This is a genomic window from Novosphingobium sp. CECT 9465 (assembly GCF_920987055.1).
Classification (GTDB): Bacteria; Pseudomonadota; Alphaproteobacteria; order Sphingomonadales; family Sphingomonadaceae; genus Novosphingobium.
This window is the reverse complement of record NZ_CAKLBX010000001.1, coordinates 2706438-2732708: the sequence shown is the minus strand read 5'-3', so window position 1 is coordinate 2732708 and position 26271 is coordinate 2706438. Positions and strand designations below refer to the sequence as shown.

Below are 26271 nucleotides of genomic sequence, written 5' to 3'. Positions count from 1 at the left end.
ATGCTCGACCTGTTCGGCGCTTCGAGCGCCAGTGTTTACGGAGCCCAGGGCAAGTTCAACCACGATCCCGTAACCGGTGCCCTGATTCCGGTCGTGGTCGAGCAATCGAGCCGTGGCGAACGCAGCTTCGATATCTATTCGCGCCTGCTGCGCGAACGCATTATCTTCGTGACGGGCGAAGTCGAGGACCACATGGCCTCGGTGATCATCGCCCAGTTGCTGTTCCTCGAATCGGAAAACCCTTCGAAGGACATCTCGATGTACATCAACTCGCCAGGCGGCGTCGTCACGGCGGGTCTCGCGATCTATGACACGATGCAGTACATCCGTCCGCGCGTTTCGACCGTGTGCATCGGGCAGGCCGCATCGATGGGATCGTTCCTGCTGGCAGCTGGCGAACCCGGCATGCGTATCGCGCTGCCCAATGCGCGAATCATGGTGCACCAGCCTTCGGGTGGCGCGCGCGGCATGGCATCGGACATCGAGATTCAGGCCCGCGAAATCCTGCGAATCCGCAAGCGCATGAACGATCTTTATGTGAAGTTCACCGGCCGTACGCTCGACGAAATCGAGAAGGCGATGGACCGCGATACTTTCCTCGAAGCCGAGGAAGCGTTGAAGTTCGGCATTGTCGACAAGGTGTTCGAATCGCGCCCTGCCACCGATTCCGTAGGTGAAACCGAAGGTTCTGGCGGCGCGCCTGCCTGATTTTGCGGTGTCTTTTCCCGCGCGCCTTAAGCCCAGCGAAAGGCGCGCGGGGATAAGAACATGTTACCTGTTTTCGAGTCCGGTTGATTAATGCCCTTGTGGTAGTAGGATAAACGGACCCGCCTCTCGTGGAGAGGCGCCTGGGATGGACGAATGACCAAGCTTTCCGGATCGGATACCAAGAGCACCCTCTACTGCAGCTTCTGCGGGAAGTCGCAGCACGAAGTGCGCAAGCTCATTGCCGGGCCGACCGTGTTCATCTGCGATGAATGCGTCGAACTGTGCAACGACATCATCCGCGAAGAGACCAAGGCCGGCATCGCTGGCAAGAAGGATGGCGGTGTACCAACCCCGCGCGACATCTTCGAGACTCTGAACGATTACGTGATCGGACAGGACCGCGCCAAGCGCGTGTTGTCGGTTGCCGTGCACAATCACTACAAGCGGCTGAAGCACAGCGGCAAGGGCGGCGAGGTCGAGCTTTCGAAGTCGAACATCCTGCTCGTCGGCCCCACCGGTTCGGGCAAGACGCTGCTGGCGCAGACGCTTGCCAAGACGTTCGACGTGCCCTTCACCATGGCCGATGCCACCACGCTGACCGAAGCCGGTTATGTGGGCGAGGATGTGGAGAACATCATCCTCAAGCTGCTCCAGGCGTCGGATTACAACGTCGAAAAGGCGCAGGCCGGGATCGTCTATATCGACGAGATCGACAAGATCAGCCGCAAGGCCGAAAATCCTTCGATCACGCGCGACGTTTCGGGCGAAGGCGTACAGCAGGCCCTGCTCAAGCTGATGGAAGGCACCACGGCCTCCGTCCCGCCGCAGGGTGGCCGCAAGCATCCGCAGCAGGAGTTCCTGCAAGTGGATACGACGAACATCCTGTTCATCTGTGGCGGCGCGTTTGCGGGCCTCGACAAGATCATCTCCGACCGCCTGCAAAAGCGCTCGATCGGTTTCGGTGCACACGTTGCCGATCCTGAAAAGCGCAAGATCGGCGAACTGCTGCAAAAGGCGGAGCCTGAGGATCTGCTCAAGTTCGGCCTTATCCCCGAATTCGTCGGCCGTCTGCCCGTGATCGCGACGCTGGAAGACCTCGACATCGAGGCTCTGGTCAAGATCCTGCGCGAACCCAAGAATGCGCTGATCAAGCAGTACGCCAAGCTGTTCGAGCTGGAAGACGTGGCGCTGACCTTCACCGACGATGCGCTTGAAGCCATCGCCAAGAAGGCCATTGCGCGCAAGACCGGCGCGCGTGGCCTTCGCTCCATCGTCGAAGGCCTGCTGCTCGATACGATGTTCGACGTGCCGACCGAAACCGATATTGCCGAAATCGTCGTCGATAAGGACGTCGTTGAAGGCCGCAAGGACCCGGTCCGCGTTCTCAAGGGCAAGGAAGAGGCGGCCTGAACGTCTCCGCTGGAGCCTGACACATTAGAAGGGCGGGTGCTGCAAGGCACCCGCCCTTTCTGTTTTGCGCCTGAGGTGCGACCCGAAGCGGCGCGATAGCTCAGTTAGGGATAGAGACCGAATCGGTCACGTGGATCACGCCGTTCTTCTGCATCACATCGGCCTGCGTAACATGGGCAACGCCACCCTTCTCATCGGTCAGCATAACGGTCTTGCCCATCAGCGATGCGGTGAGCGTGTCGCCGGAAACGGTGGTGATCTTTGCCATGCCGCCACCGGCCTTGATGAGCGCAACGACGTCAGCGGCAGTCACCTTTCCGGCAACGACATGATAGGTCAGGATCTTGGCAAGGGTGGCCTTGTTTTCGGGCTTGAGCAGCGTGTCGACAGTGCCTGCTGGCAGTTTGGCGAAGGCGGCGTTGGTTGGTGCGAACACGGTGAAAGGGCCAGCGCTGTTCAGCGTATCGACCAGGCCCGCGGCCTTCACCGCAGCGACCAGCGTGGTGTGATCGGCGGAGTTCACGGCATTTTCGACGATGGTGCGGCTGGGCAGCATTTCAGCGCCGCCGACCATGACTTTTTCGTTGTGATGCGATGCCATTGCGGGCGTGGTGAAGGCAGGGATCGCTGTGGCGACGGTTGCAGCGAGTGCGGCGATCAGAAATTTGCGTGTCATCGGTGTTCCTTGCTCGAAAAATTGAGTGGGCCCGGTGCGCGTCATTGGGGCAACCGGGGTGCCCCGTCCGCTGCGTGAGATGGTGCCGATGGATTGCGAAAACGACATGGCCCTTGGGGCAGGGTCTTGATCGATAGGCAAAAATCAAAGAACGGCGCGCTGCAATGGAAGCAGCGCGCCGCGAGGTATTGCCTTGCGATCGAAGGGAACGAGATTGTCGCAGCGGCATGGGAGCAACCGAGGCGAAGGGGTGCATCCGCGCCGGTGTGAATATCTCCGGCACCGGGAATGAACCTCATGACCGGGCATCGCACCATGTCCTTTGGGCCAATGCCCGCAAGATCAGGTCATACCGTGTGATCGTTCACCAATGTGCATTCGTGGCCGACCAGCGTCTCGACCTGAACGGTGGCGTGGCCGATCCCGAAATCGTGCTCAAGTTCATGCGCAAGGTGGTGCAGGAAGCCGTCGCCGGGGTGGCCGCCGGGCATGACAAGATGGGCGGTGAGGGCCGTCTCGGTCGTGCTCATCGGCCAGATGTGCAGGTCGTGAACCGCCTCGACTCCATTCAGGCCTGTGAGGAACTGGCGCACCTTGCGTTCATCGATCCCCGCAGGAACGCCGAGCAGGCTCATCTTAAGCGAATCCTTCAGCAGGCCCCATGTGCCCACCGCGATGATCCCGACGATGACGAGGCTGGTGACGGGATCGATCCACTGCGCCCCCGTCAGCGTGATCAGCAGGCCCGCCACGACCACGCCTGCTGAAACCGCCGCGTCTGCCGCCATGTGCAGGTAGGCCCCGCGTATGTTGATATCGTGATGCCGTCCGCGCATGAACATGAGCGCGGTGGCGGTGTTGATCACGATGCCGATCGCGGCGACGATCATCACTGGCCCGCCCGCGACGGGTTCGGGATCGATCAGGCGGCGGATCGTTTCAACTAGGATCGCGCCTAGCGCCACCAGCAGGAATGCGGCATTGCCCAGCGCGGCAAGGATCGAACTGGACTTGAAGCCATAGGTGAACCGGGCAGACGGCGGTCGCGCGGCAAGCACACTGGCGATCCACGCGATGACGAGGCCGAGCACATCGGACAGGTTGTGCCCGGCATCGGCCACCAGTGCCATGGAGCCTGCAATCACGCCGTAGACCGCTTCTATGACCACGAACGCAAGGTTCAGCCCGATGCCTACCGCGAAGGCGCGGCCGAAGCTGGCTGACGCGTGGGAATGGCCATGCCCGTGGGCATGCCCATGTGCATGATCGTGACTGTGATGGTGGTGACCGCCGGACATGCCTTGTCCCTAACGCCTCCCGGCGGAACAGGAAACGTCTTTGAAGCGCCAGGGGGCCTGTAAGCCGGGTTCTGTAGCGCCGACGGTATCCCACAAGTGGACCGTATCGGCACTGGCAGCCATTCCTCTAGGCGGACCGTTGCCGGAACGCTCAAGCAATCAACCCGGACTGCTGGCCCGAAACAAGCCTGCCCCGAAAGGCGCGCAGTCCCTATTCGATCTTGCTCCGGGTGGGGTTTGCCATGCCGCTTCCGTTGCCGGTCGCGCGGTGCGCTCTTGCCGCACCCTTTCACCCTTGCTGTCCCGGATTTGTGATCCGGGATTAGCGGTCTGCTCTCTGTGGCACTTTCCCTTGACCGGGGACGTTAATCCCCAGCCCGGCGGGCGTTACCCGCCACCCTTGTTTCGTGGAGCCCGGACTTTCCTCGGCAGGATTGCTCCTGACGCGGCTGCCCGGCCCCCTGGCACGGGGGTCACCTAGCATGACCCAGATCGCGTTCCAACAGCAGTTCGAAAAGCAATGCCCCGATCTGTCCGTCCACTTCGCCATCGATCCGGTGGGGCCGCCAGCGCCGCTGAAAAGCGCGGACGGCGGCCTTCTGGTCGGAAATATCATAACCGAAGCGTTCAAGCGCCAGAAAGAACGCGCCTTCGTTGTCATAGATCAGGCGCATCTTGAGCTTGGGCGTGGGCAGGCACAGACGGTGGCGGGCCAGGACTTCCCATGGAAACAGTTCGCCGGGATCGTCCTTGCGGGCGGGCGCGATATCGGAATGGCCGACGACGTTGGCGCGCGGAATATTGTGCCGCTTCACGATGTCCGCCAGCAGCGGCAGCAGTGCCTCGATCTGTTCGTCGGTGAAGGGGCGGTAGCCGAATTCGTGGCCCGGATTGACGAGTTCGATGCCAACACTGGCGGAATTGACGTCGGTTATCCCGCGCCAGCTTCCGCGCCCGGCATGCCACGCCCGCTTGCTTTCATCGACCAGCCCGGTGACCGTGCCATCTTCGTCGATCAGGTAGTGCGCAGAGACTTCCGCCGCCGGATCGCAGAGCCGATCGAGCGCGGCCTGTGCTGTTTCCATCCCGGTGTAGTGCAGCACGACCATCGACACCGGAAGCCTGCGCTCGTTCCAGTTGGGCGAGGGCACCTCGCGATGGACAAGCCAGCGGCGCATGAGGCTGGGCGAGCTCCCTTAAGCCGAGGGGAGAACCGCGCCCATGACCAGGCTTTCCGCCGTGACGTGGACCTGGACCGTGCCGCCCGTCGCCGAGACAAGTTGCTGGACCATTGCAGCGGGCGCAGTGCGACTGGACAGATCGCTGGCGGGCAGTGTGCCTTCCAGCGCCTGGCCGATGGTCGGATCGAAGGCGATGCGCTGACCAGCGGCGCGCACGACGATTTCAGTCGTGCCATCTCTGACTTCCGCGCCGATATCGAGCGTACCGCCGCGCACCAGCGCATCAAGGCCGATCAGGGCGAGGTTGAGCAGCGTCTTGACCGCTGGCTTGGGCAGCGAATCGACGCCGAACATCCAGTTGACTGAAACGCGGTTGTTCGCGCCGACCAATGCATCGACCAGAGCGCGCGCTTCATTGACCGAAACGGAATCGCCAAAACCGCCCGCAGCGCCAAAGGCGAGGCGGAAGAACTTGAGCTTGTCGGCCGATGCCTTGGCGCTTTGTTCCAGCAGTTCGAAGCAGCGCTGGCGCATTTCCGGGTCTTTCTCCTCCGCGAGGAGTTCCAGTCCGTTGGAAAGAGCGCCTACCGGGCTGAGCAGATCATGGCACAGGCGCGAACAGAGCAGGCTGGCAAGGTCGATGGGGGAAGCGGTCATGTTCAGGAATCTATCCCTTTGCCTGAATAACGTTACGCGGGTTACGGTGTACAGGAGGCGGTGCCACGCCCTGATCCGATGAACACGCAATCCTTGAAGGAAGGGCGTGTTCCGGGAACAGGGACTGGCATCTCTCTCATCTTTCGAAGGCCAGCCTTAGCCGCCCGTGACCGCATAGGAAAGCGGTTCGAAGCCGTCCGGCCCATCGGACCAACACGTAATCGCGCTGTCAGCAATTATCGCCCATATCCGCCCGTCCCGCGCGGCGCATTGCATGTCAGTGGCAGAAGGGCGGGCGAGGCCGTTGGGGTGCGAATGGAAATAGCCCAGCACTTGCGCGCCGGAACCATCGCGCGCCGCGCGGTGCGCGGCAACCAGCGCGGCAGGGTCGATCTCGAAGTGGCGGGCAGGATCGGCGGCGACGTTGGCGGTGGGGACGGCTGTGTTGATGTGGGAGCCTTCGCCTAGCAACAGGCCGCAGGCTTCGTCGGGCGCGGCCTCACGCGCGGCAGCAAGCATGCCGGTGACGGCATCTCGGTTGATCGCGAGAGCCGCGCTGTCGAACGCCGCCGGACCAGATTCCAGCTTGCCGGGAATCATGTCCTGCACCGCCGGGATGGTAAATTTCTGTACTGATCGCGCTTTCCCATGAACCGCAATGCCTCATGCGTGATGTGCGGGCAGAGATATCACGTCCCGATACAGAATGTTTATCGCGTTCACGTCCGGCTGGATCAAGCATGGGTCATCAGGCACCGGTCAGGGCGTGATCTCGTAAGTGTCGCCTCCGAACACCTGCCGGACATAATGGGTATCGAAATATTCGCGAACCGAGATGATCTGTTCACCCATGAACGTGATCGCATGATGATAGGTATTCTCGTACGCAGTTCCATCTGCGAATGCCATAGCCCCGCGGGCCTCCACGGCGACTTTGTTGCCCTCGGCAATCGTGCCTGTGATCTTGAGCTCGCGCTTGACCAGTTCGCCCTCGGTCTGTTCAGCCAAGGCACGAACCCTGGCGTGGGATAGTGTCCCCTGGCCGATGATCCACCACTCCGCGTCGGCATGGAACAGCAAATCGGCTTCGTCAAAACGGCCTTCCGCCAAGGCGATCATCGCCTCGCAGGCGATTGCGCGCAATTTCTCGACATTTTGGTCCATCGATCGCCCCCGATAGTAAAAATGGCGCCTCTCATCTATGTGACGGGGGCGGGAACGGGAACCTTCATGGGAATCGTGGTCCGTCGTTCTATTCGCCATCCAGCCGGGCTGCGAACGAAATGATCGTCATAAACCCCTGAATCGACACATCTGTCGAGATGGATTGCCAGAACCCTGCTCCTTACATGTGCTGCATCCGCAGACATACTCTCAATGACCGGGCTGGTCGTCATATGAAGATGGAAATACCTCGCCTCTCCGGCAAAGCGGGGCATCTTCTCCATGATTTCGGCAAGCCCGATCATCGCCGGATACCCAGTCGCCGTAACGTCGAAAATGGCGTCGGGCGCAAATACTTCCGGGATGCGATGCCATTCCTCGAAATCAATGAGGTTGCCGTATTTTCCCAGCACATTGTAGATTTCGAGCGCATCTGCCGGGGAAAAGTTCATGGGAGATCCTTCATCGAGATCATACAGATATCGAGCGAGCAACTTGCAGTCTCACCGCGACGGGTGCCCGTTCTTGCGGATTGCCGGTATATTCGATTTCCGCGTCGGCCAGCACGATCTGCGGGAACCGCTCCAGCGTAGCTTCCAGAACCGTGCGGGTTACCAGCCTGGCCACGTGGAACCCGATGCAGAAATGAATCCCGCGGCCAAAGACGAGCAGCGGCTTGCGCTCTCTCGCGATATCGAAAGCAAATGGATCATCGTAGATATCGGGATCGAAATTCGCGGCGTGACCGACCATATAAACCGGCATGCCGGCAGGGACGAAAAGGCCGTTCAAGTCGAAGTCTTCTCTGGCGAAGCGGAAGTTGAACAGGCCAGGGGAGTGATAGCGTAGGACTTCATCGATCGTCGCCTCCATCCGATGAGGTTCGGCGCGCAAGAGAGCGAGTTGTTCGGGATGGCGTGCAAGCATCAGCAGAGCAGAACCGATCAACGTCGCTATTGGCGAAGTGCCACCCGCGTATAGCGTGATCATCTGTGCAACCATTTCGCCGCGGCTCAACGTGCCATCGCGATATGCCCGCGCCAGTTGGCCGATCACGCCGTCAGTCGGCGCCGCCTGTTCGCGATCGATCACCGCATCGATGTAGTGACGCGCGGATGCCCAAGCGGCCTCGTAGCTCGGTGGGTGACCCGCGCCCTCCGGCTGATCGCCCAAGCTGAACATCTCATGGGTCAAAGTGATGAATATATCGAAGTCGGCTTCCGGCAGACCAAGCAACGCTCCCAGCATGACGTTGCGGGCGGCAGGCAGCGCCAGCTGGGACATGACCTCCATCGTGTCGCCCTCCACTCGGTCCAGAAGGCTCGACACGATGTGTTGAATGGCAGCCGTCAGTGGCCTGACCGCGCTGGGAAGCAGCGGTGAAGCCAGCGTCTTGCGAAGGCGGGTGTGGACGGGCGGATCGCTGAAGGCGATGTTGAGTTCGCCGTTGAAATAGTCGAGCCTTTCCCAGCCCGCCAACCGGGGTTTTTCGCTGCTGAGCTTCTCATGATCCGAAAACGCCGCTGCAACATCGTGATATCGTGTGACCACAGCCGCCGGAGCACCGGCGATGATGGCATAAAACGGTTCGTATCGTACCCATTCCCTGAAAGCCGGGAGAGGATCGGATTTCAGCGACGGTGCGAACAGATCGATATCGCGCAGGCGAGAGATATCCAGCCCATGGAGTTCGGGGACGGCTGTCATGCCCGTGCCTCTTCGACGATCCCTGTCGCTCCACCGGCGATGATTGCCACCTTGTTTTCCAGCCGTTGCAACGTCGACCTCCGTGTATATGGACGCGATGTCTCAGGCCTTGCCGGCCTGATATTGCGCGATCGTATCTTCATTCTGGCGAAAAAGGCGCGCCCAGGTGGTCTCTTCAAACAACGAAGCAGCGCCAATTTCAGCTTTGCCGTAATCCTTTTCGGCATAGGCCCGAACATAGGCGCGACGCGCTTCGATGCGATCGCGCCATTCAAGCAAACGTGGAAATTTGGTTGAATCGTGGCCGGTGCGCCGCCACTCTGATGTTGCGGCGAATGCCGCCATATCCGCTATCGAGTAGGCATCCGATCCAAGCCAGGGCTGTTCGGACAGCCGACGCTCCATCACGCCATAGAGCCGCCCCACCTCGTTGGAATAGCGTTCGATCGCATATGGCAGCTTTTCGGGGGCATAGACCTTGAAATGAAACATCTGGCCCATGTAGGGGCCAAGATTGGCGACCTGCCAGACCAGCCAGCCAATCACTGCGCTGCGTGCCCGAACATCTTCAACCGCAGGAAGAAACGCGCCCGCTTTATCCGCAAGATAGATCATGATGGCTGCGGATTCGAAAACCGGGATGGGCTGTCCACCGTCCGTCGGAGCCTGATCCACGATGACCGGGACCTTGTTGTTAGGTCCGATTTTCAGGAAGTCAGGCTCGAACTGTTCCCCACGCGCCACATCGACGGGATGGAGGCGATAGGGGAAGCCAATCTCCTCCAGAAGCAGAAGTATCTTGTACACGTTGGGCGATCCGCCCGAACTCGTAACGTAGACATCGATCATTGCAGCCTCCCGTTCGCGGGGTGTTGGAAGCGATAGCGCGGTCAGGCCATAGCTGCGGGGGGCCCGCCGACGTGCAAGGTCGGAACCTGCACAGTTGCAGATGTCGCGAGCGCAGGCGCCCCCATTGCGCATCCGCAGATGCGCAATGGCGGAACAAGCATGGCAATCCCCTCGTTCAGCAACCGCTCTTTCGGCGGACTGGTCGGCGTTAACCGTCCAGTTGTTCTTTCTTGTGGAAGTAGCGGATGCTCAGCGTACCATCGCCGAACACGTAAAGCTCCAAACTGGGGCTGGAGATACCGGACTCCACCAGGACGTTCTCGTAATGGCAGGCGCCTTCATGCCCATTTACCAGAACTTCCGAAATCTCTACCCGGAATTTGCCGTTGTAGCCGTCCCACAGCTGGTTGAATGCTTCCCAGCCGTCCCCGACAGGGTGACCGACATATTCGATGCTCAGGCTCTTTTCGCCGTAGCGCCGATAGAGGCTCTCGAAGCCAGCACGATCACCAGCATTCCAGAGGCGGATATGCTCGTGCAGGAATGCGTGGATTTCCTTCTCGGTAGGTACTGTCATTGCAACGCCACTCCCTTGATATGCCGACATCGCGCTCACGCATCAGCTTCCGACATAGCCCGCGTCTCATCCGCGGATCCGAACAGCTTGGCCCCTTCATTGGGGTCCAAATACATTCGCATCGATTGGATCTTGCCATCCTGCACGATCAGAACATGATGGTAAAATTGATGGTAGGTGACGTCAGGCCAGCTGATCTCCCATTCCATTTCGATCGCGGCGCGTTCCCCATCGACGATCAGGCCCAGCAACTTTGTGCGTCGATAGGTCGGCTCCGGCCGATCGACATAAGGCTTATGCACCGGCACAAAGATCGAGCGATCAAGATTGCCTACACCGATCCCCCACCATTCGGCATCGGGTGCCAACAAGGCGTCCATCGCTTCGACGCTCTCCATTCCTTCGAACAGCGCCAGAGCGACCTTGCGTGTCTCCTCGCTAATGGCCTCTTTGCTCGAATTGCCGGTTTCATCCATCACACTCTCCCGATTTGTCCGCTGTCCGGCTCACATCGAGGTGCTATAGGCGCGAGGATGAGATGACGAGTGCGAACGTTGGAGTCCGACTCAAATGCGGGCAGGATCGCGGGACAAAGCCATGACTTGGGCACGGGTCCGATGACTGAAAAATCTGCCAGATCGGGTGCTTCCACGAAGGCGCGAACACCTGCGCCCGCGCGGATCATCGAGGCTGCAAAGCAGGAGTTCGCGCGACACGGGCTGGGAGGCGGCCGGGTTGATGAAATTGCCAGGATCGCGGGTGTCAGCCAACAACTGGTCTTCCACTACTTTCAGAACAAGGAAAACCTGTACGCGGAAGCGCTGACTTCGCTGGCCGATGAAAGCTCAGGCTTCGTTCGCGACGTGGACTTCGATGCCATGTCTCCGCCCGACGCCATCGAGTTCATAGTGCGTGGCATCTTTCTTGAGAACGAAACCTACGGCGCGCGCTTCATCGCTGACCAGATCATCCAGGACGGCGCCCAGATATCCAGTCGGAACCGGATCGCAAGCTATCACGCAAGGCTTGAACAAATCATCGAATCCGCCCTCATGCGTGGCAGATCATCAGGGCATTTCACTGCAACGATCGAATCCCGCGAATTGCTCATGGCGGCCATCAGTCTGTCCCTGGGACAATCGGCGATGCTGGATTTGCTGGGAGCGGGGCATGATTCCCGTCCCTCTCCCCATGCGCGCGCATGGGCTGATTTTGCCGTAAGCTTCATAATGCGCGCGCTGACCAATACCGCTTAGGAACTTAAATTCTGATGGCGACGACACAGAGATCGTGCGCTGTGCGAATAATCGCGTCGAGAACGCCCAGCCGCCAGAGCCTTCACCTGCGGCGTGACGTAAAGGTGAAAGCCGCAAGGCTTAGGCCGAAAGAAGGTGGCTGGCATTCACGGGCGTGCTGTCAGATCATACGCAGCTTTCGAAGGATGAAGTCGGGCCGGAGACGCTGTTGCCTGCTCCGAAGAAAGTAGTCGTATGACATTGGAAATGCCACATTTGGTATTACCGCAGGTTCGCAAGTGATCGACTTGCCATCCGGATATCCGCCAAGTTCCGATCAGGTGATCGAACAGAAGCTGCTCGACTGCGGGCTGAATTCTGGTGCGTTCGATCGACTGCTGCTGCGCGACAGCAAGATGGGGCCGCGCACGGTCTTGCTACCGGCGTGACCGTTTATCAACCAGCCGCAACAAGCACGCGCTCGGCCGCCTCGACAGCCTGTTGATAGCCGACCCGCCCTGCGTTCTTGATCGCTTTTTCAACCAGCGCTCGCCCGGACACGGGATCGCCACGGCTGATCAGGATCTGACCGACCAAAATTCGCAAAGTAATTTTGCGTAGATTTAGACCGTACCGCGAAGCAGTGGCCATAGCGTCCGCGGCATGCTCCAGCGCCACATCATAATCCCCACTTTCAAACCGGAGCCGGGCAAGGTTGAGCCCCGCCTCAATCCGCACCCGATGCATGTCACCGGCTTCGGCATAGCTCAGCGCGCTCCGCAACTGCCGCACTATTGCCCCACGCCGCTCTACGTCGGCGGCTTTAAAACGACGGGCCGCATCCGTGATGCGGGCGTGATGAGCAATGTCGGATTGTTTGGTTGCCTCGCCCGACGATACCGTCATCTTCATCGCCAACGTTGCCTTGTCATCTTCGCCCAATGCAGCAAGAAGAGAAGTCAGGTGACGCTGGAAAACGGCGTAGGCTCGGATTTCGCCGATATTGTCGAGGATCGTTGTGGCGAGTTCGAGAAAAGCGTACGCTGCCTGAAGCTGGCCTTGGATGTGCAGGATCAGGCCACGATAGCCGTACATGAGCGCCACACTCACGACGATATCCTGTTCAAGATAAGGATCGGCAGCATGAAGTTCACGAGCGGGACCTTGCCCGTAACTGTCGATCACGGCTTCCCGGATGTCGCTTATTGGCTTGTTCATCATTTGTTGGATCGCATCATCGATCTGGTTCATCTTCTTCTCGGCCCTATCAAGCCAGGCTCGTTCGATATCGACGTGAACTTGATTTAACATGATCCGACGCCAATTCTGGCCCCGCTCGCCAAATTCGACAAAGTTTTCGTTGAGTTCGAGCGCCTGATTGAAGGCAAGGCGCGCCTCGTAAAGGTCGCCTTGTGCAAGCTTGATGACGCCGCGTTCATTGTGGAGCCAAATTAAGTCATCTGAATAATAAGGCGCAGGTCCAAGCCAGGCCTCGGCACCTATCGCAGCCAGCGCATCCGCTGCCTGACGTCTGGCCAGCGCGTTTTCGGTGGCCGCGCGCAATATGCGATCTAATCTGTCGGAATGCTGCGTGAGCGGACCATCCTCATCCGGACGGGGCACACCGTTGCTGGGATCAACCATCAGCAGCGTCGAAGTCGAATAATAGCTCCGCAACAGGGCTAGAGCCGCACGCAGGCACGCCGAGACGTGCGGCCACGCGCGAGCCAAATCGGGCTCGCTATCTCCCAGGCTGCGATGGGTCATGATCCGACGTATCTTCGATCTCGTCGCCGCGTCCCACTCAGGCGCCTTTTCGGAAGTTTCCACCTTGTCATATCCCGCAAGCGGTTGGTCCCTATATGCGCCGGTTAACCAATCCACCAGCGTCCCGAGTTCCTCGTGGATTTCGCGTTCCGGACTGTAGCCGTCAGCCGGCAGCGCCACGAACATCGAGACATTGAAGCCGGCGGAAAGCTGTGCGTCTGTTAGCGGTACACTCAGCCGATCGCGGATCTCGGTCAGCACTGCACGGTGGAGCCCATATCTTGACCATGATTGGGGAACGCCGGGAAACGCCGTCGTTGGTATCAGGAGCTTGAGAGCTACTAGGTCAGCTACTGCATCAGCTATGAGTACCCTTCTATCGAGCTTCTTATCAGCATTGCGCATGAGTTCGATCCTGTTGCGAATACGAGGGCAATGGATCAGAACCACCGTCTCAATCGGCTGGCCAATTGTCGCCATAAGAGTCAGAATATCGAGGCACAGATCGGGGCTCTTCACCCCTGCTGCATGAAGCGCGGATGACTGAAGGAAAGTCGACAGGAAACTTCGCCGTAGCCCAGCACGGTCTCCCGCCACCTTTTCCCGCACACGGGCCAGTTGCCCTGTTGGCAGTTTAGGATCGTCGCAACCGCGGTCTGCAAACGCTTTGGATATCTGATTGAAATAGACCGAGCGGGCCCCATCCTTCGGCAGCGGCAGCTCGACACCGCGCCCACCGTTGCTATCAATGATCAGAGGAACAATGCGATCAGTCAGCGCGTTGAAATACCGTCGCACGCGTTCCGTTCCCAGCACGTAGATCGTGATAGGCAGTGGCATTCGATGCATCGTAACCGCCGTGGCTTCCGAAGTGCCCGCCTCATGCTCTGCGTCAGACGCATCCGGCCGACCGGTCAATGAAAAATCAATGAGACCTCTCAGCAGCGAGTCTAGTTCGCTGCTTAGGGGAGACCCCCGCGGCGAGAGAAATCGCTCCAAGCCATTGATAACCAATAGAAGTTGTTGCGTATCACCATTGGCCAAATAGGATTTCAGCGAAGCGGGCCGCGACCGCTTTTCGCAGAACGCGGGCAGACCATCCGCCAAGCCTGTGAGTAAGCTGAACACACTGTCCGTCTCAAATGTGAAGCTCGCATTGATAATGCATGATCGCCTGTTGCCTTCCTTATCTTGGTCATGCCAAGCCTGCCGCAAGCGTTTCGACAGCCCGCCTTTTCCGGAACCTGGCTCGCCGATGAAGAGGCGAATGGTCCCGCTGCCACTAACGTATGTACGGGCCTCATCATCTTCGGCGATGGTGTCGAATTCAGGCGGAGTCGGCCAGATGTCAAAGTGATCACCATTGTGCCCGCCCGGGCTAGCAAGTTTGACAGCGACGTTGCGGAAATCATCGAACTTCCATTCGAACGGAATGCTGCGGTTCGCGGCTTCTCTCGCGGCGTTAGTGATCGAGTTTGCGAGCCGTTCCGTTGGAGATGATGCCCGAACAGTTTCCGCATCGGCCGTCAACTCGTCGTCGAACAGGACCAGTGCTCCGAACCGGTGAAGCCAGCGAAAGCGCTGTGCATCTCGGTTCGCATCATCTTCGGGCCCATTCCAGAGGATAAAAACCGGCGAAGTTCGTCGATTGGGATTGTCGCTGACAAACTGCTCGAGTGTCGCCGTGACGTCGCCCTCGTTCATGCCTACACCCACGAACAGTATTGGATTACCGGCAAACAGGATGCGCAGGGCGTGCTCGAACGGCAATTTGGCGACACCGCTTCGGCGATACTGATTATTATAGTCCCTCTGGCTAACGACCATAGATTTTGGATCCGTGGCGCGCCCATGCAGATGTAGGATATGTGCCTCGTAGTCCGGTGATCCGACGGCAAAATCGATCAGGCGGTCGGTGCGTCCGCGCGAGAACAGGTCGCTTACGACGCTCTTCCCGTTCGGCAGAATACGGCTCAGGGAGCCGCACTCATCGCGCGCGATCACGCGATCCTTGAGAAGTTTATCGAATTGTCTCCAGCGATAGCGCCCCTGCCCACCGGCCGCCTTTTTGTCGCCAAAGCTCGTCATTAACTCCCACTCAAACTCGCAATCATAATTCAGTGTGATGATGCGATCGATCGTGAGATCTTCGAGCAGGCGCTGAACGTTGGTGCGCTGGTCCGGTGGGAAAGGCGGGAGGTGGAACTCCGCGGCGCCCCGCTCTTGGAGCTTCTCCAGCAGATTTCCTTCGCGGTCGCTCGCATAAGCCAGAGCGTATTCAATCACGCTGAGGCCAGTCAGTGCTGCATCGTTGCTGACGTCAAGTTTCGCGCGGATCGCTTCGATTGCTTTTAGGGCGTGACGCGTACGGGCGGGGTCGCCACTCTTGCCGAGATCTTCCGCATGCTTGGCGTAGTTGTCGAGAAAATCGCTCCAACTGTCATAACCCATCGGCTGCGTCATATAGGAGCCGACAAAGGCGATCAGACGACCGGTACGGACAGCTGCAGCGAATTCATCAAGGGCGCGGCGGCGAAGCCTCGCACCGTCGAACAAATGACGACCTAGATACGCTCGCTCCACAGAAGTCCTCCAATTACCGCGCTCAGGGCTGCTTCGATTCCCCAGTCTTAGTTATTTCTAGGTGGCATGAATTGATCAAGGCCGGATCAGCACAATCTACGCACAGCTCTGCTCGATCTCGATAATAGTTTGCGGAACATCGGCTTTGAGCTTCGGGTTGCAGGGATTGATCCACGCTTTTACGAGACTGGCCTCAGCCACAATTCAGGTTTCGGATATCCGCGTGGACTCCAAGACTATCGAGCAACCGATTGGGGAGGCGCTCGACAGGGCAGAACAGGTTGGCCTGTTCGCCAAGCTGCCCGCAGGCTTCAAGATCGACACACCGCTGGGCACTTATAATCCCGACTGGGCGGTCACAGGAGGGAGCGGCGGGGCGCTTAAGCGGCACGGTTGCCTCGCTCTTGACCGACATGCCCCGAAAGGTGGGGGCATGGGGATGCGCCGAGATGAAATGCCCCTCAATTGTGCCCCCAGCGCTACATGGCTGTGCGCTGACGGGGGTGAACTCCACCGGCTGATAAGCCTAGGAATATCATGGGTTTGTAGGGGAATGCCCAGTCGTGGGCGGATAGCAATCTACAGGGAGTTGGAGCGGGTAGCGGGAATCGAACCCGCCTAGCTAGCTTGGAAGGCTAGTGCATTACCACTATGCTATACCCGCATGGGCCGGTTAAGGCCTAACGAGGAGGCGCTTGCCATGGTCGGCGGCGGTTCGTCAACCTTCCATGCGAGGGGGCAGGTTGACTTTTTCGATGAAAGATATATCTTTGATATAGCAATCGATGATCTGAAAGACCTTTCCATGCCTGCAAGCCGAGCCATCGTCAGCACCGCCAGCGCCAGCCGTTACCTTCAGCAATTGTGCAAGCACTGGGGGCACAAGTTCGAGGCGACATTCGATTCCCGCCAGGGCCGTGTGGCGCTGCCGTTCGGGCCATTGGAATTGGTCGCAACCGACGATGCGTTGAGCGTCACTTGCCGCTTGGAGGGGGATGGCGATCTTGATCGGATGCAGATGGTGGTCGCCGATCACATCAATCGCTTTGCGTTCCGCGAAGGCGAACTGACGTTCGACTGGAAGCCGGTGACCTGACGGCCAGCCCTGACGGCCCGACAGCTTGACGCGATCCTGCAAGCGCGCCGTTCAGGCGCCATGCGGCTACTTGTCCTTCCTCCGATAATTGTTATAAGACATAGCGAAATCGGAGGATGCAAATGGCTGTTGAAACGAGTCTGTCCCATGCTGCGCTCGATCGTTTCCTGCGCCCGAAGTCGGTCGCCGTGGTTGGCGCATCGGACAAGCCGGGCGCGCTGGGCGCGACGCTGCTGACCAATCTCGACCGCAACGGTTATGCGGGTGCCATCTATCCGGTGAACCCCAGGCGCGAAGAGATCATGGGCAAGCGCTGCTACCAATCGGTCGAGGCCCTGCCCGAAGGTGTGGACGTGGCCGTCCTGGCTATCCCGCGCGCAGGGGTGCTGGATGCGGTGAAGAGCCTTGCTGCGCGCAAATGCGGCGGTGTGGTGATCTTCTCGGCAGGTTTTGCCGAAGGCGGCGAGGAAGGCCTGGCCGAACAGCGCGAGATTGCGCGGATCGCGGGCGAGGCTGGCATGGTGGTCGAAGGGCCGAACTGCCTTGGCCTGGTCAATTACGTTGACCGCATTCCGCTAACATTCGTGGAAACCAATGCTGTACCATCAGCGGGCAAGCGCGCGATCGGTATCGTTTCGCAATCGGGCGCCATGGCGGCGGTGCTCGGCACCATGCTGCTGGCGCGCGATGCGGGTGTTTCCTATTCGGTTTCTACGGGGAACGAGGCGGCCAGCGGGGTCGAGGACTACGTTGACTGGATGGTCGACCAGCCTGACACGCATGTGATCGCCATGATCGTGGAGCAATTCCGCAAGCCGCAGGCGTTTCTGGCGGCGGCACGGCGCGCGAAGGCGGCGGGCAAACCGGTGGTCCTGCTGCATCCGGGCAAGTCAAGCGCGGCCCGCGAATCCGCAGCAACGCATACCGGCGCGATGGCGGGCGATTACAAGCTGATGCGGGCGATGGTCTCGCGGGCGGGCGTGATCTTTGCCGAGACATTGGAAGAACTGGGTGACATCGCCGAAATCGCGGTGCGCTGCGCTGCGCTGCCTTCGGGCCAGACAGCCGTGCTGGGCGAATCCGGCGCATTCAAGGCGCTGACGCTCGATCTGGCGGAAGAACTGGACCTGCCGCTGGCCGACCTGCACGATGAGGATTCACCACTGCTACGCGCCGCGTTGCCCCCGTTCGTGCCGGTGTCCAACCCGCTCGACATCACCGCGCAGGGCCTTTCCGAACCTGCGATCTATACGCGGTGTGTAGAGGCGCTGCTGGCGGATGATCGGGTAGGCACGGTGTTCGTTGGCATTATCCAGGCCGAGGCTATCACGTGTGCGATCAAGTTTCCGGCGGTGCTGGCGGCGGTTGAGGGCAAGCTGCTGACCAAGCCGGTGATCTTCGCCGGGCTGGATGAAGGTGCCGAAGTTCCCGTCGAGCGCATTGCCGCGCTGCGGGCGGCGGGCGTACCGTGGTTCCCGACCACCGAACGCGCATTGCGCGCGGTGACGCGGTTGACGCACTGGGCGGCACAGGATGTGTCGATCAATGACCTGCCGCCAACGCCACTGGCCGGGTTGGTCATGGTTTCGGGCGTCATTCCCGAATACAAATCGAAGGAACTGCTGGGACCGATTGGCCTTTCGTTCCCCAAGGGCGGTTTTGCGGCAAGCGCTGACGATGCGGTGGCAGTTGCCGATGCGGTGGGTTATCCCGTGGCGATGAAGGCGCAGGCGCCTGCGTTGAGCCACAAAAGCGACGCGGGCGGGGTGATCCTGAACCTGGCCGATGGCGCTGCCGTGCGCGCCGCGTGGCGCCGGATTTTCGATAACGTCGCGGCTTACTCAACGGAGATCGCGCTGGATGGCGTGCTGATCGAGGCGATGGGAAAGCGCGGTATGGAAATGATCGTCGGCGCGAAGAACGATCCCGAATGGGGTCCGGTGGTGCTGGCGGGCTTTGGCGGGGTGACCGCGGAAATCCTGCAGGACGTGCGGTTGCTGACGGCGGACCTGACCGAGGACGCGGTTGTGGCCGAACTGATGAAGCTGAAGAGCGCAGCTCTGCTCTCCGGCTATCGCGGATCGCCCGCGCTGGATGTGGCCGCGCTGGCGAAGCTGATCGTCAAGGTCGGGCAAGTGCTGCGGGCGGAGCCTTCGATCCGCGAGATCGATCTTAACCCTGTGATCCTGCATCCGGTGGGCGAGGGCGTGGTGGCGCTGGATGCGCTGATGCTGGTGGAGTGATCTTGGCGTTGTAGCCCGCATCGTTGCGGGATTGTGAATGGGGGCGGTCCGCGGGGGCCGCCTTTTTTCGTTGGCGGTCATGCCGTTTGCAGACACACGCCCTGGTTTCGTCGTTGCAGCCTCGCGCAGCGGGGAGAAGCAATCCAGAGCGGTGTGTAGTGGCTCTGGATTGCTTCGTCGGCTCCGCCTCCTCGCAATGACGAGACGCTTCAGCAAGCAGCATGACCGCCAACGAAAAAGGCCACCGTTTCCGGTGGCCTTTGGTCGTTTCGCGGTATGCAGAACGATCAGTGCTTGTCGGCCCAGATGTTCTTCTTTGCGAGGTAGGCGAGGACCGTGGCTGCCAGAAGGAAGCCGAGGACAGCCCAGCCGGTCTGCTTGCGCTTGTCCAGCTTCGGTTCTGCGGTCCAGATGAGGAACGCAGAAACATCCTGCGACATTTGGTCAACCGTGGCCTTCGTGCCATCCGAATAGGTCACCTGGCCTTCACCGGTCAGCGGTGCGGGCATGGAGAGGTTCAGGTTGGCAAAGTAGGGATTGTAGTAGAGGCCATCGGGCGTCTTGGCGTCCGGGAACTTCTTGAGAAGTTCGGCCGGCTGGTCCTGATAGCCGGTCAGCAGCGAGGCAACGTAAGCTCCGCCATCGTGACGCGCCTTGGTGATCAGCGACAGGTCGGGCGGGCTGCCCTGGCCTGCGTAATACACCATCGGGATATAGTCCGATGCGATGTTGTCACGCTCGGCCCGTTCGCCGCTCTTCGGATCGAAGGTTGGCTGCTTGGTGCCCCACTGCTTGGCAATCGCCTTTACTTCGGCTTCCGAGTAGCCGAGGGCGGCCAGATCGCGGAAAGCGACGTGCTTGAGCGAGTGGCAGGTGGCGCAGACTTCCTTGTAGACTTGGAAGCCGCGCTGAAGCTGCGCCTTGTCAAACTTGCCGAAGGCACCATCGCTGGCGAAGTGTACCTTCTTGGGGAGGAGATGGAACTCGTGCTCTGCCGTGGCGGCAGCGGGTTCCGTAATCGCGGTGTAGGCGCCGTTGCCGAACGACCAGAGCAGCGCGACGGCGAAGAACAGGCCTACCAGGGGGCCAAAAAGACGGACCATGGGGTTCTCTTTCTCTTACGCTTCGTGTGCGCTCAGGCAGCAGGGTTGGCGTTGAGCACTGCGCTCTCATCCTTGCCCAGCACGGATTCGGTGATCGAGAACGGAAGTGGTTCCGGCTTTTCGATCGAGGAAACGAGCGGGAGAATGATGAGGAAGTGCGCGAAGTAGTAGACGGCAGCAATCTGGCTGATCATCACGTATGGTTCTGCAGCCGGTGCGCCGCCGCAGTAGAACAAGACTGCCATGGTCGGGATCAGACCGAACCAGAAGAACTTGCGGAACAGCGGACGGTAGTGGCCCGAACGGACCGGCGAGGTATCCAGCCAGGGCAGGAAGAACCAAACCAGGATCGAGCCGAACATGGCGAGTACGCCCATCAGCTTGGCCGGGATGAAGAAGAAGTCATACGTGAAGGCGCGCAGGATCGCGTAGAATGGATAGAAATACCATTCAGGAACGATGTGCGCTGGCGTCGACAGCGGATTGGCCGGGATGTAGTTGTCCGGGTGGCCCAGCGCGTTCGGTGCGAAGAACAGGATCGCGCAGTAGATCAGCAGGAAGATGCCAAGGCCGAAGCCGTCCTTTGCCGTGTAGTACGGATGGAACGGAACAGTATCGCTTTCGGTCTTCACTTCAACGCCGGTCGGGTTGGACGAACCAGGGATGTGCAGCGCCCAGATGTGCAGGATGATGACACCGGCAATCACGAAGGGCAGCAGGAAGTGGAGCGAGAAGAAGCGGTTCAGCGAGGCGTTATCGGGGGCAAAACCGCCGAGCAGCCAGATCTGGATCGGTTCGCCGACAACCGGGATCGCGCCGAACAGGCCGGTGATGACCTTGGCACCCCAGAACGACATCTGGCCCCACGGCAGCACATAGCCCATGAAGGCGGTGGCCATCATCAGCAGGAAGATCACGACGCCGAGCAGCCAGATCATCTCGCGCGGGGCCTTGTACGACGAATAGAAGAAGCCGCGGAAGATGTGCAGGTAAACGACGACGAAGAACGCCGAGGCACCGTTGGCGTGCGCATAGCGCATCATCCAGCCCCAGTTCACGTCGCGCATGATGTGTTCGACCGAATCGAATGCCACGCCAGCGTTTGCGGCATAGTGCATCGCAAGGATGACGCCGGTGACGATCTGGAGAACCAGGCAGAAACCGGCAAGAACGCCGAAGTTCCACATGTAGTTGAGGTTGCGGGGCACCGGGTAACCGGCGCCGACCGCGTTATATACGAAGCGCGGCAGCGGCAGCTTTTCGTCCAGCCACTGCGTCAGGCCAAAGGCCGGCTTGTATTCGTTCGCCCAGGGAAAGCTCATGAGTCCTGTCCTCAGCCGATCTTCACGACAGTGTCGGAGATGAATGAATATTCGGGCACCTCAAGGTTCTTGGGGGCCGGGCCTTTGCGGATGCGCGCTGCGGTATCGTAGTGCGAACCATGGCAGGGGCAGAAGTAACCGCCGAACTCGCCCTTCACTTCACCTTCGCCAGCGCCCAACGGCACACAGCCGAGGTGGGTGCAGACGCCCATGGTGATGAGCCAGTTGGTCTTGCCTTCCTTGGTGCGTTCTTCCAGCGTCTGCGGATCGCGCAGCGATGCTGCATCGACCTTGTCGGCCGACGCGATTTCTTCCGGGGTCAGGTTGCGGATGAACACCGGCTGCTTGCGGAACACGGCCTTGATCGCCTGGCCCGTCTGGATCGCCGAAATGTCGATCTCCGTCGAGCTTTGCGCCAGCACGTCCGCCGAAGGCGCCATCTGACTAACCAGCGGGAGGATAACGGCAGCACCGCCCACACCCGCAAAACTCACCGCCGCGATATTGATGAAATCGCGTCGGCGCACGCCCTCTCCGGTTACGCCCGGAGTGTCGATGCTCGCCTCATCAGCCATTGAAATTCCCTGCCTGCTGCCGCCGCGCGCGCGGATCGCACACGGTCCAACTTGCCTCTTTCATGCGAAAAAGGAAAACCCCTTAAGGAAAATGCCCCTTGGGGACGCCCGATCCGCACGGGAGCCGGGCACACGCGAATGCGCAGCCCCAGCCCCCACTTGGCGCGCCTGATAGACGCAAAGGGCCGGGTTTGCCAACAGGCATTTTGGTGTGGCAAACCGCGCGGATTCCCGCCGCTTTGTACAGTAATGACAGGTGGAATGCCGCGCAGGGGGGATTCGCTAGAATCCGGCGCCATCGGGCCATGTCGGCGCTGCGAGTCCCATGACCTTGAACAGCGCGCCCATCTGGCCTTCGCCGGTCAACCGTTCGCGCGCGGCGTGGATTGCGGCGGCATGGCCCGGCGAAAAAGCGGCGAGCGCATCAGCCCGCGCTTCGATGCCCAGAGCGCGAAGCCAGCGTCCTTGCTCTACCGTACCGAGCCAGCGCACCCCCCGCGACCGGGCAATGGATGCAAGCGCCGAAAAATCCACATGGGCCGTCAGGTCAGCCTCGCCGGGGCTGGCGAAGACATCGACTTTGCGATGATCGCGCACGGCCTGAAGCGATGAGCCGAAGCGTGGCTCGTCGTGGCCATAGTCGATGAACAGGGCGGCACCGCCCTGGCTTTCGAGCCTTCCGGCGACTTCATAAAGCACGGCGGCGGAGGCCGGCGACGTTTCGAGGATGGTGCCTTCTGCAGCATCGCGCAGCGCTGGCGGGACCACTGTGTCCATCGGCTGCGTGCCTGCGATGGGGACAAGGCGCCCCTCATCCAGCCCGACCATGCGTTCGCGCCAGCCGGTGGCCATGCGGACGAGTTGGCGAACGGGCAGGGCATCGAGAAATTCGTTGGCGACGATCAGCAACGCGCCATCGGTGGGCAAGGTCGAAAGGTCTGCATGCCACAATGCCTGAGGGTGCAATTGCAGTTGCAGCGATTTGAGCGCAGTGCTGGTTTCGACGAAATGCGTTTTCGGGACAAGGCCATAGCGCTTTGCCGCGCCCAGTGCATCGCGCGCCAGGGTGCCGCGTCCAGGGCCGAGTTCGACATAATGGACAGGTTCGGGGCGGCCCGCGCGAATCCAGATGTCGGCCAGCCACAGGCCGATCAGTTCGCCGAACATCTGGCTGATTTCCGGCGCGGTGATGAAATCGCCGCCCACGCCGAAGGGATCGCGGCTGGAATAGTAGCGCGCGTTCGATTCGGCCATGTAGTGCGCGATGCTGATCGGTCCGGTGTTGGCGATCAGTCGCTTGAAGGTATCGAGCAGTGGGGAGTTCACGCAGCAGGCGTTCCGGGCGTGGTCCCTGCGGCGGCGGACAGCGGCTTGCCGATCAGCGCGCGAATCAGGAAGAACAGGCCCACCGCCATCATCGGCACGGTCAGCCACTGGCCCATCGAAAGGCCGGTCTGCCGGGCGAAGTCCTGCAATTGCGCATCGGGTTCGCGAAAGAATTCTACCGTGAAGCGGGCGAGGGCATAACCGAGCGTGAAGGTGCCGACGAGCAGCCCGGTGCGCCAGCGCGCCCTGGTTTTCCAGAACAGCGCAAGCAGAACGATCATCAGCAAAAGGCCTTCGAGCGCCGCTTCGTAGAGCTGGCTGGGGTGGCGCGCGATCGGCCCACCACCGGGGAACACCATCGCCCATGCCACGCCCGGCCCGGCCTCGCGCCCCCACAGTTCACCGTTCATGAAATTGGCCAGGCGGCCGAACAGCAGGCCGAAGGGTACGCAGACCGCGATATAATCACACACGCGCACGAAGTTCAGCCCGGCCCGCCATGAAACCCATGCGATGGCCAGAACCACGCCGATGAGGCCGCCATGGAAGCTCATCCCGCCTTCCCACAGCTTGAGCAGGTTCTGCGGTTCCGTCAGCAGTTCCGGCGCATAGAACATGGCATAGCCAAGCCTTCCGCCAAGGATGATGCCGAGCGTGGCATAGAAGAAAAGATCGTCGGCGTGGCGTTGTGCCATAGGTGATCCGGGCTGGCGGACCATCTTGGACAAGTGCCAGTATCCCAGGATGATTCCGGCCAGATACGCGAGCGAATACCATTTCAGGGCGAAGAAGCCGAGGTCCAGCGCGATCGGCGACACGCCCAGATCCACCCAGCGCAAAGGCCCGGAAACCGCGGTGTCGGACGCAGACGCTACGGCAAGCGCCGTTGCTGTTGACAGTAGTGACAGCAAGAGGCGAACTCCCTAAAAAACTTATGAATGGACCCGTTTCCATGCTGTCAAACGTGCCCTTTGCGGTATCGTATTGGCACAGGGCCAAGGCCGTAAGCAAACCCGAAAAAGCGCAGATGCAAAGCTGCGCGCGGGCCGGGAGAATGAAAGGACGTCATGAAGACCCAACTGGACCATGCCATGGACCGCACGTTCGATGCGCTGACGGCAGAGGGCGCAATGTTCCAAACGGTTCCGATAAAGCGGTTCGGGCGCGACGTGCCGATGATCGCGGCTGCACCGCCACACCTGCCTGCCTATTTTGCCTATTTCTGCGCGACTCATGCTGACAAGACGTTCATCGTTGAAGGTGACGTGCGCCTGACCTTCGCCGAAATCTACAAGGCCGCGCGCCACGTTGCGGGCGGGCTGGTCGAAGGACTGGGCGTGCAGAAGGGGGATCGTATCGGCATCGCCGCGCGCAATTCGTCGAATTGGGTGGTTGCCTACATGGCGGTGCTGATGGCGGGCGGATGTGTGACGCTGCTGAACGGCTGGTGGCAGGGTGAGGAACTGGCAGACGGCATCGATCTGGTCGATTGCCGGTATGTGATTGCCGATGTGTCGCGGGCAAAGCGCATTGAAGGTCATGCCCATCGTGCAACCGTGCTGACGATCCATCACGATTGCGGGTACGAGCAGGGGCTTGCCGCGCTGCTGGCGCAGGGCGGTGGCATGGCCACGATCCTGCCCGACCTGACCGGCGACGATCTGGCAACGGTATTGTTCACATCCGGCTCCACTGGTGTCGCAAAGGGCGCTTTGTCCGATCATCGCAGTGTGGTGCAGGGCGCGATGAGTTTCGTGGTCCAGACCGCAGGCGTACTGGCGATCATGACCGCGCAGGGGAATGGGCCGCCGGCGGGCACGCAGCCGACCACGCTGGTCAGCCTGCCGCTGTTTCATGTTACTGGGGAGGTCAACGTCCTGCTGCAATCCTTCGCCATTGGCCGCAAGCTGGTGATGATGGCAAAGTGGGACGCGGTCGAGGCCATGACGCTGATCGAGCGCGAGAAGGCGACGTATTTCGTCGGCGTACCTTTGATGAGCTTTGAGATTGCCACTCACCCTGACCGCGACAGGTTCGACCTTTCGACATGCGTTTCCTTCGCCGCAGGCGGCGCACCGCGCCCGGTCGAGCATGTCGATCGCATCCGCAAGGCACTGCCCCATGCGTTTCCGCTGCTGGGCTATGGGCTGACCGAAACCAATGCGGTGGGCTGCGGCAACCTGAACGAGAATTATCTGGCCAAGCCCGGCAGCACCGGCACCGCATCGCGCCCGCTGGTGGACCTGGCCATCCTGGACGATGCCGGCAAGCCGCTGCCACAAGGCGAGACCGGCGAAGTTTCGATCCGGTCGATCACCAATTTCATCGGCTACTGGGGTGACGAGAAGGCCACGCGTGAGGCGGTTACCGAGGATGGCTACTTCCGCTCCGGCGACCTTGGCTATCTTGACCCTGAAGGATACCTCTTCATTGTCGATCGCAAGAAGGACATCATCATCCGGGGCGGTGAGAACATCAGCTGCATCGAAGTGGAAAGCGCGATTCACGCGCATCCCTGCATCGCCGAAGTGAGCGTGTTCGGTCTTCCCGATGAACGGTTCGGTGAAGTGCCGGCGGCGGTGTACCTTGCCAAGGAAGGTTGCTCTGCCAGCGAGGAGGAACTGATGGCATTCCTTCAGGTGCATGTCGCGCCTTTCAAGATACCGGTTCGCATGTGGGAAGTTCATCAACCTTTGCCGAGGCTTGGCACGGAAAAGGTGGACAAGCGGGCATTGCGCGATCTTTACACCCGCCAATGGCTGGCCACGCAATCCGCCTGATCCTACTTGGTGTT

At 60.3% G+C, this 26271-nt stretch carries 25 protein-coding genes, 1 tRNA gene and 1 other RNA gene; 8 read left to right on the top strand and 19 right to left on the bottom strand.

All coding sequences use genetic code 11. From position 1 onward, the window contains the following. Nucleotides 1-708: an ATP-dependent Clp endopeptidase proteolytic subunit ClpP gene (gene clpP, locus LUA85_RS13285; protein ID WP_305799995.1), complete on the top strand. Its 708-nt coding sequence runs from the start codon at nucleotides 1-3 to the stop codon at nucleotides 706-708. 153 nt (nucleotides 709-861) lie between these two features. After that, entirely contained in the window at nucleotides 862-2118 is a 1257-nt protein-coding gene (gene clpX / locus LUA85_RS13280) for an ATP-dependent Clp protease ATP-binding subunit ClpX (RefSeq protein WP_231470721.1), read from the top strand. Nucleotides 2119-2218: 100 nt separating this feature from the next. Here the strand turns inward: clpX and LUA85_RS13275 are convergent, their stop codons facing one another. The 12 genes from LUA85_RS13275 to LUA85_RS13220 all read right to left on the bottom strand — a co-directional run bounded on the left by LUA85_RS13275 (nucleotide 2219) and on the right by LUA85_RS13220 (nucleotide 10703). Further along, nucleotides 2219-2794: a fasciclin domain-containing protein gene (locus LUA85_RS13275; RefSeq protein WP_371823689.1), complete on the bottom strand. Its 576-nt coding sequence runs from the start codon at nucleotides 2792-2794 to the stop codon at nucleotides 2219-2221. 347 nt (nucleotides 2795-3141) lie between these two features. Further along, nucleotides 3142-4092 (bottom strand): cation diffusion facilitator family transporter, encoded by a 951-nt coding sequence (locus LUA85_RS13270; RefSeq protein WP_231470719.1) that lies wholly within the window; start codon nucleotides 4090-4092, stop codon nucleotides 3142-3144. A gap of 44 nt (nucleotides 4093-4136) precedes the next feature. After that, an RNA gene (rnpB, locus tag LUA85_RS13265) (RNase P RNA component class A) lies at nucleotides 4137-4557 on the bottom strand. An 8-nt stretch (nucleotides 4558-4565) separates the two neighbouring features. After that, the gene (locus tag LUA85_RS13260; RefSeq protein ID WP_231470717.1) at nucleotides 4566-5270 is read right to left on the bottom strand and encodes an N-acetylmuramoyl-L-alanine amidase; all 705 of its coding nucleotides are present in this window, start codon (nucleotides 5268-5270) and stop codon (nucleotides 4566-4568) included. A gap of 18 nt (nucleotides 5271-5288) precedes the next feature. Continuing rightward, a complete protein-coding gene (locus LUA85_RS13255; RefSeq protein WP_231470715.1) occupies nucleotides 5289-5930 on the bottom strand; it encodes a histidine phosphotransferase family protein in 642 nt (213 codons plus the stop codon). Between the two features lie 156 nt (nucleotides 5931-6086). Further along, a complete protein-coding gene (locus LUA85_RS13250; protein ID WP_371823729.1) occupies nucleotides 6087-6530 on the bottom strand; it encodes a Mov34/MPN/PAD-1 family protein in 444 nt (147 codons plus the stop codon). Between the two features lie 159 nt (nucleotides 6531-6689). Further along, entirely contained in the window at nucleotides 6690-7094 is a 405-nt protein-coding gene (locus LUA85_RS13245; RefSeq protein ID WP_231470713.1) for a nuclear transport factor 2 family protein, read from the bottom strand. 35 nt (nucleotides 7095-7129) lie between these two features. Continuing rightward, nucleotides 7130-7546: a nuclear transport factor 2 family protein gene (locus LUA85_RS13240; RefSeq protein ID WP_231470711.1), complete on the bottom strand. Its 417-nt coding sequence runs from the start codon at nucleotides 7544-7546 to the stop codon at nucleotides 7130-7132. Nucleotides 7547-7565: 19 nt separating this feature from the next. Continuing rightward, nucleotides 7566-8801: a cytochrome P450 gene (locus LUA85_RS13235; RefSeq protein WP_231470709.1), complete on the bottom strand. Its 1236-nt coding sequence runs from the start codon at nucleotides 8799-8801 to the stop codon at nucleotides 7566-7568. A 102-nt stretch (nucleotides 8802-8903) separates the two neighbouring features. After that, nucleotides 8904-9650 carry a glutathione S-transferase N-terminal domain-containing protein gene (locus LUA85_RS13230; RefSeq protein ID WP_231470700.1) on the bottom strand — a complete coding sequence of 249 codons (747 nt, stop codon included), beginning with the start codon at nucleotides 9648-9650 and terminating at the stop codon, nucleotides 8904-8906. Nucleotides 9651-9858: 208 nt separating this feature from the next. Further along, entirely contained in the window at nucleotides 9859-10227 is a 369-nt protein-coding gene (locus LUA85_RS13225; protein ID WP_231470698.1) for a hypothetical protein, read from the bottom strand. Nucleotides 10228-10262: 35 nt separating this feature from the next. After that, nucleotides 10263-10703 (bottom strand): nuclear transport factor 2 family protein, encoded by a 441-nt coding sequence (locus LUA85_RS13220; RefSeq protein WP_231470696.1) that lies wholly within the window; start codon nucleotides 10701-10703, stop codon nucleotides 10263-10265. Nucleotides 10704-10844: 141 nt separating this feature from the next. Here LUA85_RS13220 and LUA85_RS13215 point away from each other — a divergent pair, with 141 nt between their 5' ends. After that, complete coding sequence (locus LUA85_RS13215) at nucleotides 10845-11483, top strand: TetR/AcrR family transcriptional regulator (protein WP_231470694.1); 639 nt, start codon at nucleotides 10845-10847, stop codon at nucleotides 11481-11483. Nucleotides 11484-11761: 278 nt separating this feature from the next. Further along, nucleotides 11762-11911 carry a hypothetical protein gene (locus LUA85_RS13210; protein WP_231470692.1) on the top strand — a complete coding sequence of 50 codons (150 nt, stop codon included), beginning with the start codon at nucleotides 11762-11764 and terminating at the stop codon, nucleotides 11909-11911. Nucleotides 11912-11918: 7 nt separating this feature from the next. On the opposite strand, the gene LUA85_RS13205 is transcribed toward LUA85_RS13210, so the two are convergent. Further along, nucleotides 11919-15785, bottom strand: coding sequence for an SIR2 family protein (locus LUA85_RS13205; protein WP_231470690.1), 3867 nt, complete (start codon nucleotides 15783-15785; stop codon nucleotides 11919-11921). Nucleotides 15786-16035: 250 nt separating this feature from the next. Between LUA85_RS13205 and LUA85_RS13200 the strand changes: the two genes are divergently transcribed. Next, on the top strand, nucleotides 16036-16434 hold the full coding sequence (locus LUA85_RS13200) for a hypothetical protein (protein ID WP_231471873.1): 399 nt from the start codon (nucleotides 16036-16038) through the stop codon (nucleotides 16432-16434). Here LUA85_RS13200 and LUA85_RS13195 read toward each other — a convergent pair. Beyond that, nucleotides 16403-16476: transfer RNA gene (locus LUA85_RS13195), tRNA-Gly, on the bottom strand. The genes LUA85_RS13200 and LUA85_RS13195 overlap by 32 nt on opposite strands. Before the next feature lie 141 nt (nucleotides 16477-16617). On the opposite strand from LUA85_RS13195, the gene LUA85_RS13190 reads away from it, so the two are divergent. Both LUA85_RS13190 and LUA85_RS13185 read left to right on the top strand, forming a co-directional pair. Continuing rightward, entirely contained in the window at nucleotides 16618-16908 is a 291-nt protein-coding gene (locus tag LUA85_RS13190; RefSeq protein ID WP_231470688.1) for a DUF2218 domain-containing protein, read from the top strand. A gap of 122 nt (nucleotides 16909-17030) precedes the next feature. Further along, nucleotides 17031-19151 (top strand): acetate--CoA ligase family protein, encoded by a 2121-nt coding sequence (locus LUA85_RS13185; protein ID WP_231470686.1) that lies wholly within the window; start codon nucleotides 17031-17033, stop codon nucleotides 19149-19151. A 287-nt stretch (nucleotides 19152-19438) separates the two neighbouring features. Here LUA85_RS13185 and LUA85_RS13180 read toward each other — a convergent pair whose 3' ends face one another. From LUA85_RS13180 to lgt, 5 genes are all read right to left on the bottom strand, one after another. Next, nucleotides 19439-20254, bottom strand: a complete 816-nt coding sequence (locus LUA85_RS13180; protein ID WP_231470684.1) for a cytochrome c1 — start codon at nucleotides 20252-20254, stop codon at nucleotides 19439-19441. Between the two features lie 32 nt (nucleotides 20255-20286). Beyond that, nucleotides 20287-21576 carry a cytochrome b N-terminal domain-containing protein gene (locus LUA85_RS13175; protein ID WP_231470682.1) on the bottom strand — a complete coding sequence of 430 codons (1290 nt, stop codon included), beginning with the start codon at nucleotides 21574-21576 and terminating at the stop codon, nucleotides 20287-20289. Nucleotides 21577-21587: 11 nt separating this feature from the next. Next, nucleotides 21588-22151 (bottom strand): ubiquinol-cytochrome c reductase iron-sulfur subunit, encoded by a 564-nt coding sequence (gene petA, locus LUA85_RS13170; protein WP_231470680.1) that lies wholly within the window; start codon nucleotides 22149-22151, stop codon nucleotides 21588-21590. A 282-nt stretch (nucleotides 22152-22433) separates the two neighbouring features. Further along, entirely contained in the window at nucleotides 22434-23477 is a 1044-nt protein-coding gene (locus LUA85_RS13165) for a class I SAM-dependent methyltransferase (protein ID WP_231470678.1), read from the bottom strand. Continuing rightward, the gene (gene lgt / locus LUA85_RS13160; RefSeq protein ID WP_371823728.1) at nucleotides 23474-24385 is read right to left on the bottom strand and encodes a prolipoprotein diacylglyceryl transferase; all 912 of its coding nucleotides are present in this window, start codon (nucleotides 24383-24385) and stop codon (nucleotides 23474-23476) included. The genes LUA85_RS13165 and lgt overlap by 4 nt, the downstream gene beginning before the upstream one ends. A 159-nt stretch (nucleotides 24386-24544) precedes the next feature. Between lgt and LUA85_RS13155 the strand changes: the two genes are divergently transcribed. Next, nucleotides 24545-26257 carry a class I adenylate-forming enzyme family protein gene (locus tag LUA85_RS13155; RefSeq protein ID WP_231470660.1) on the top strand — a complete coding sequence of 571 codons (1713 nt, stop codon included), beginning with the start codon at nucleotides 24545-24547 and terminating at the stop codon, nucleotides 26255-26257. Nucleotides 26258-26271: the final 14 nt, after the last annotated feature.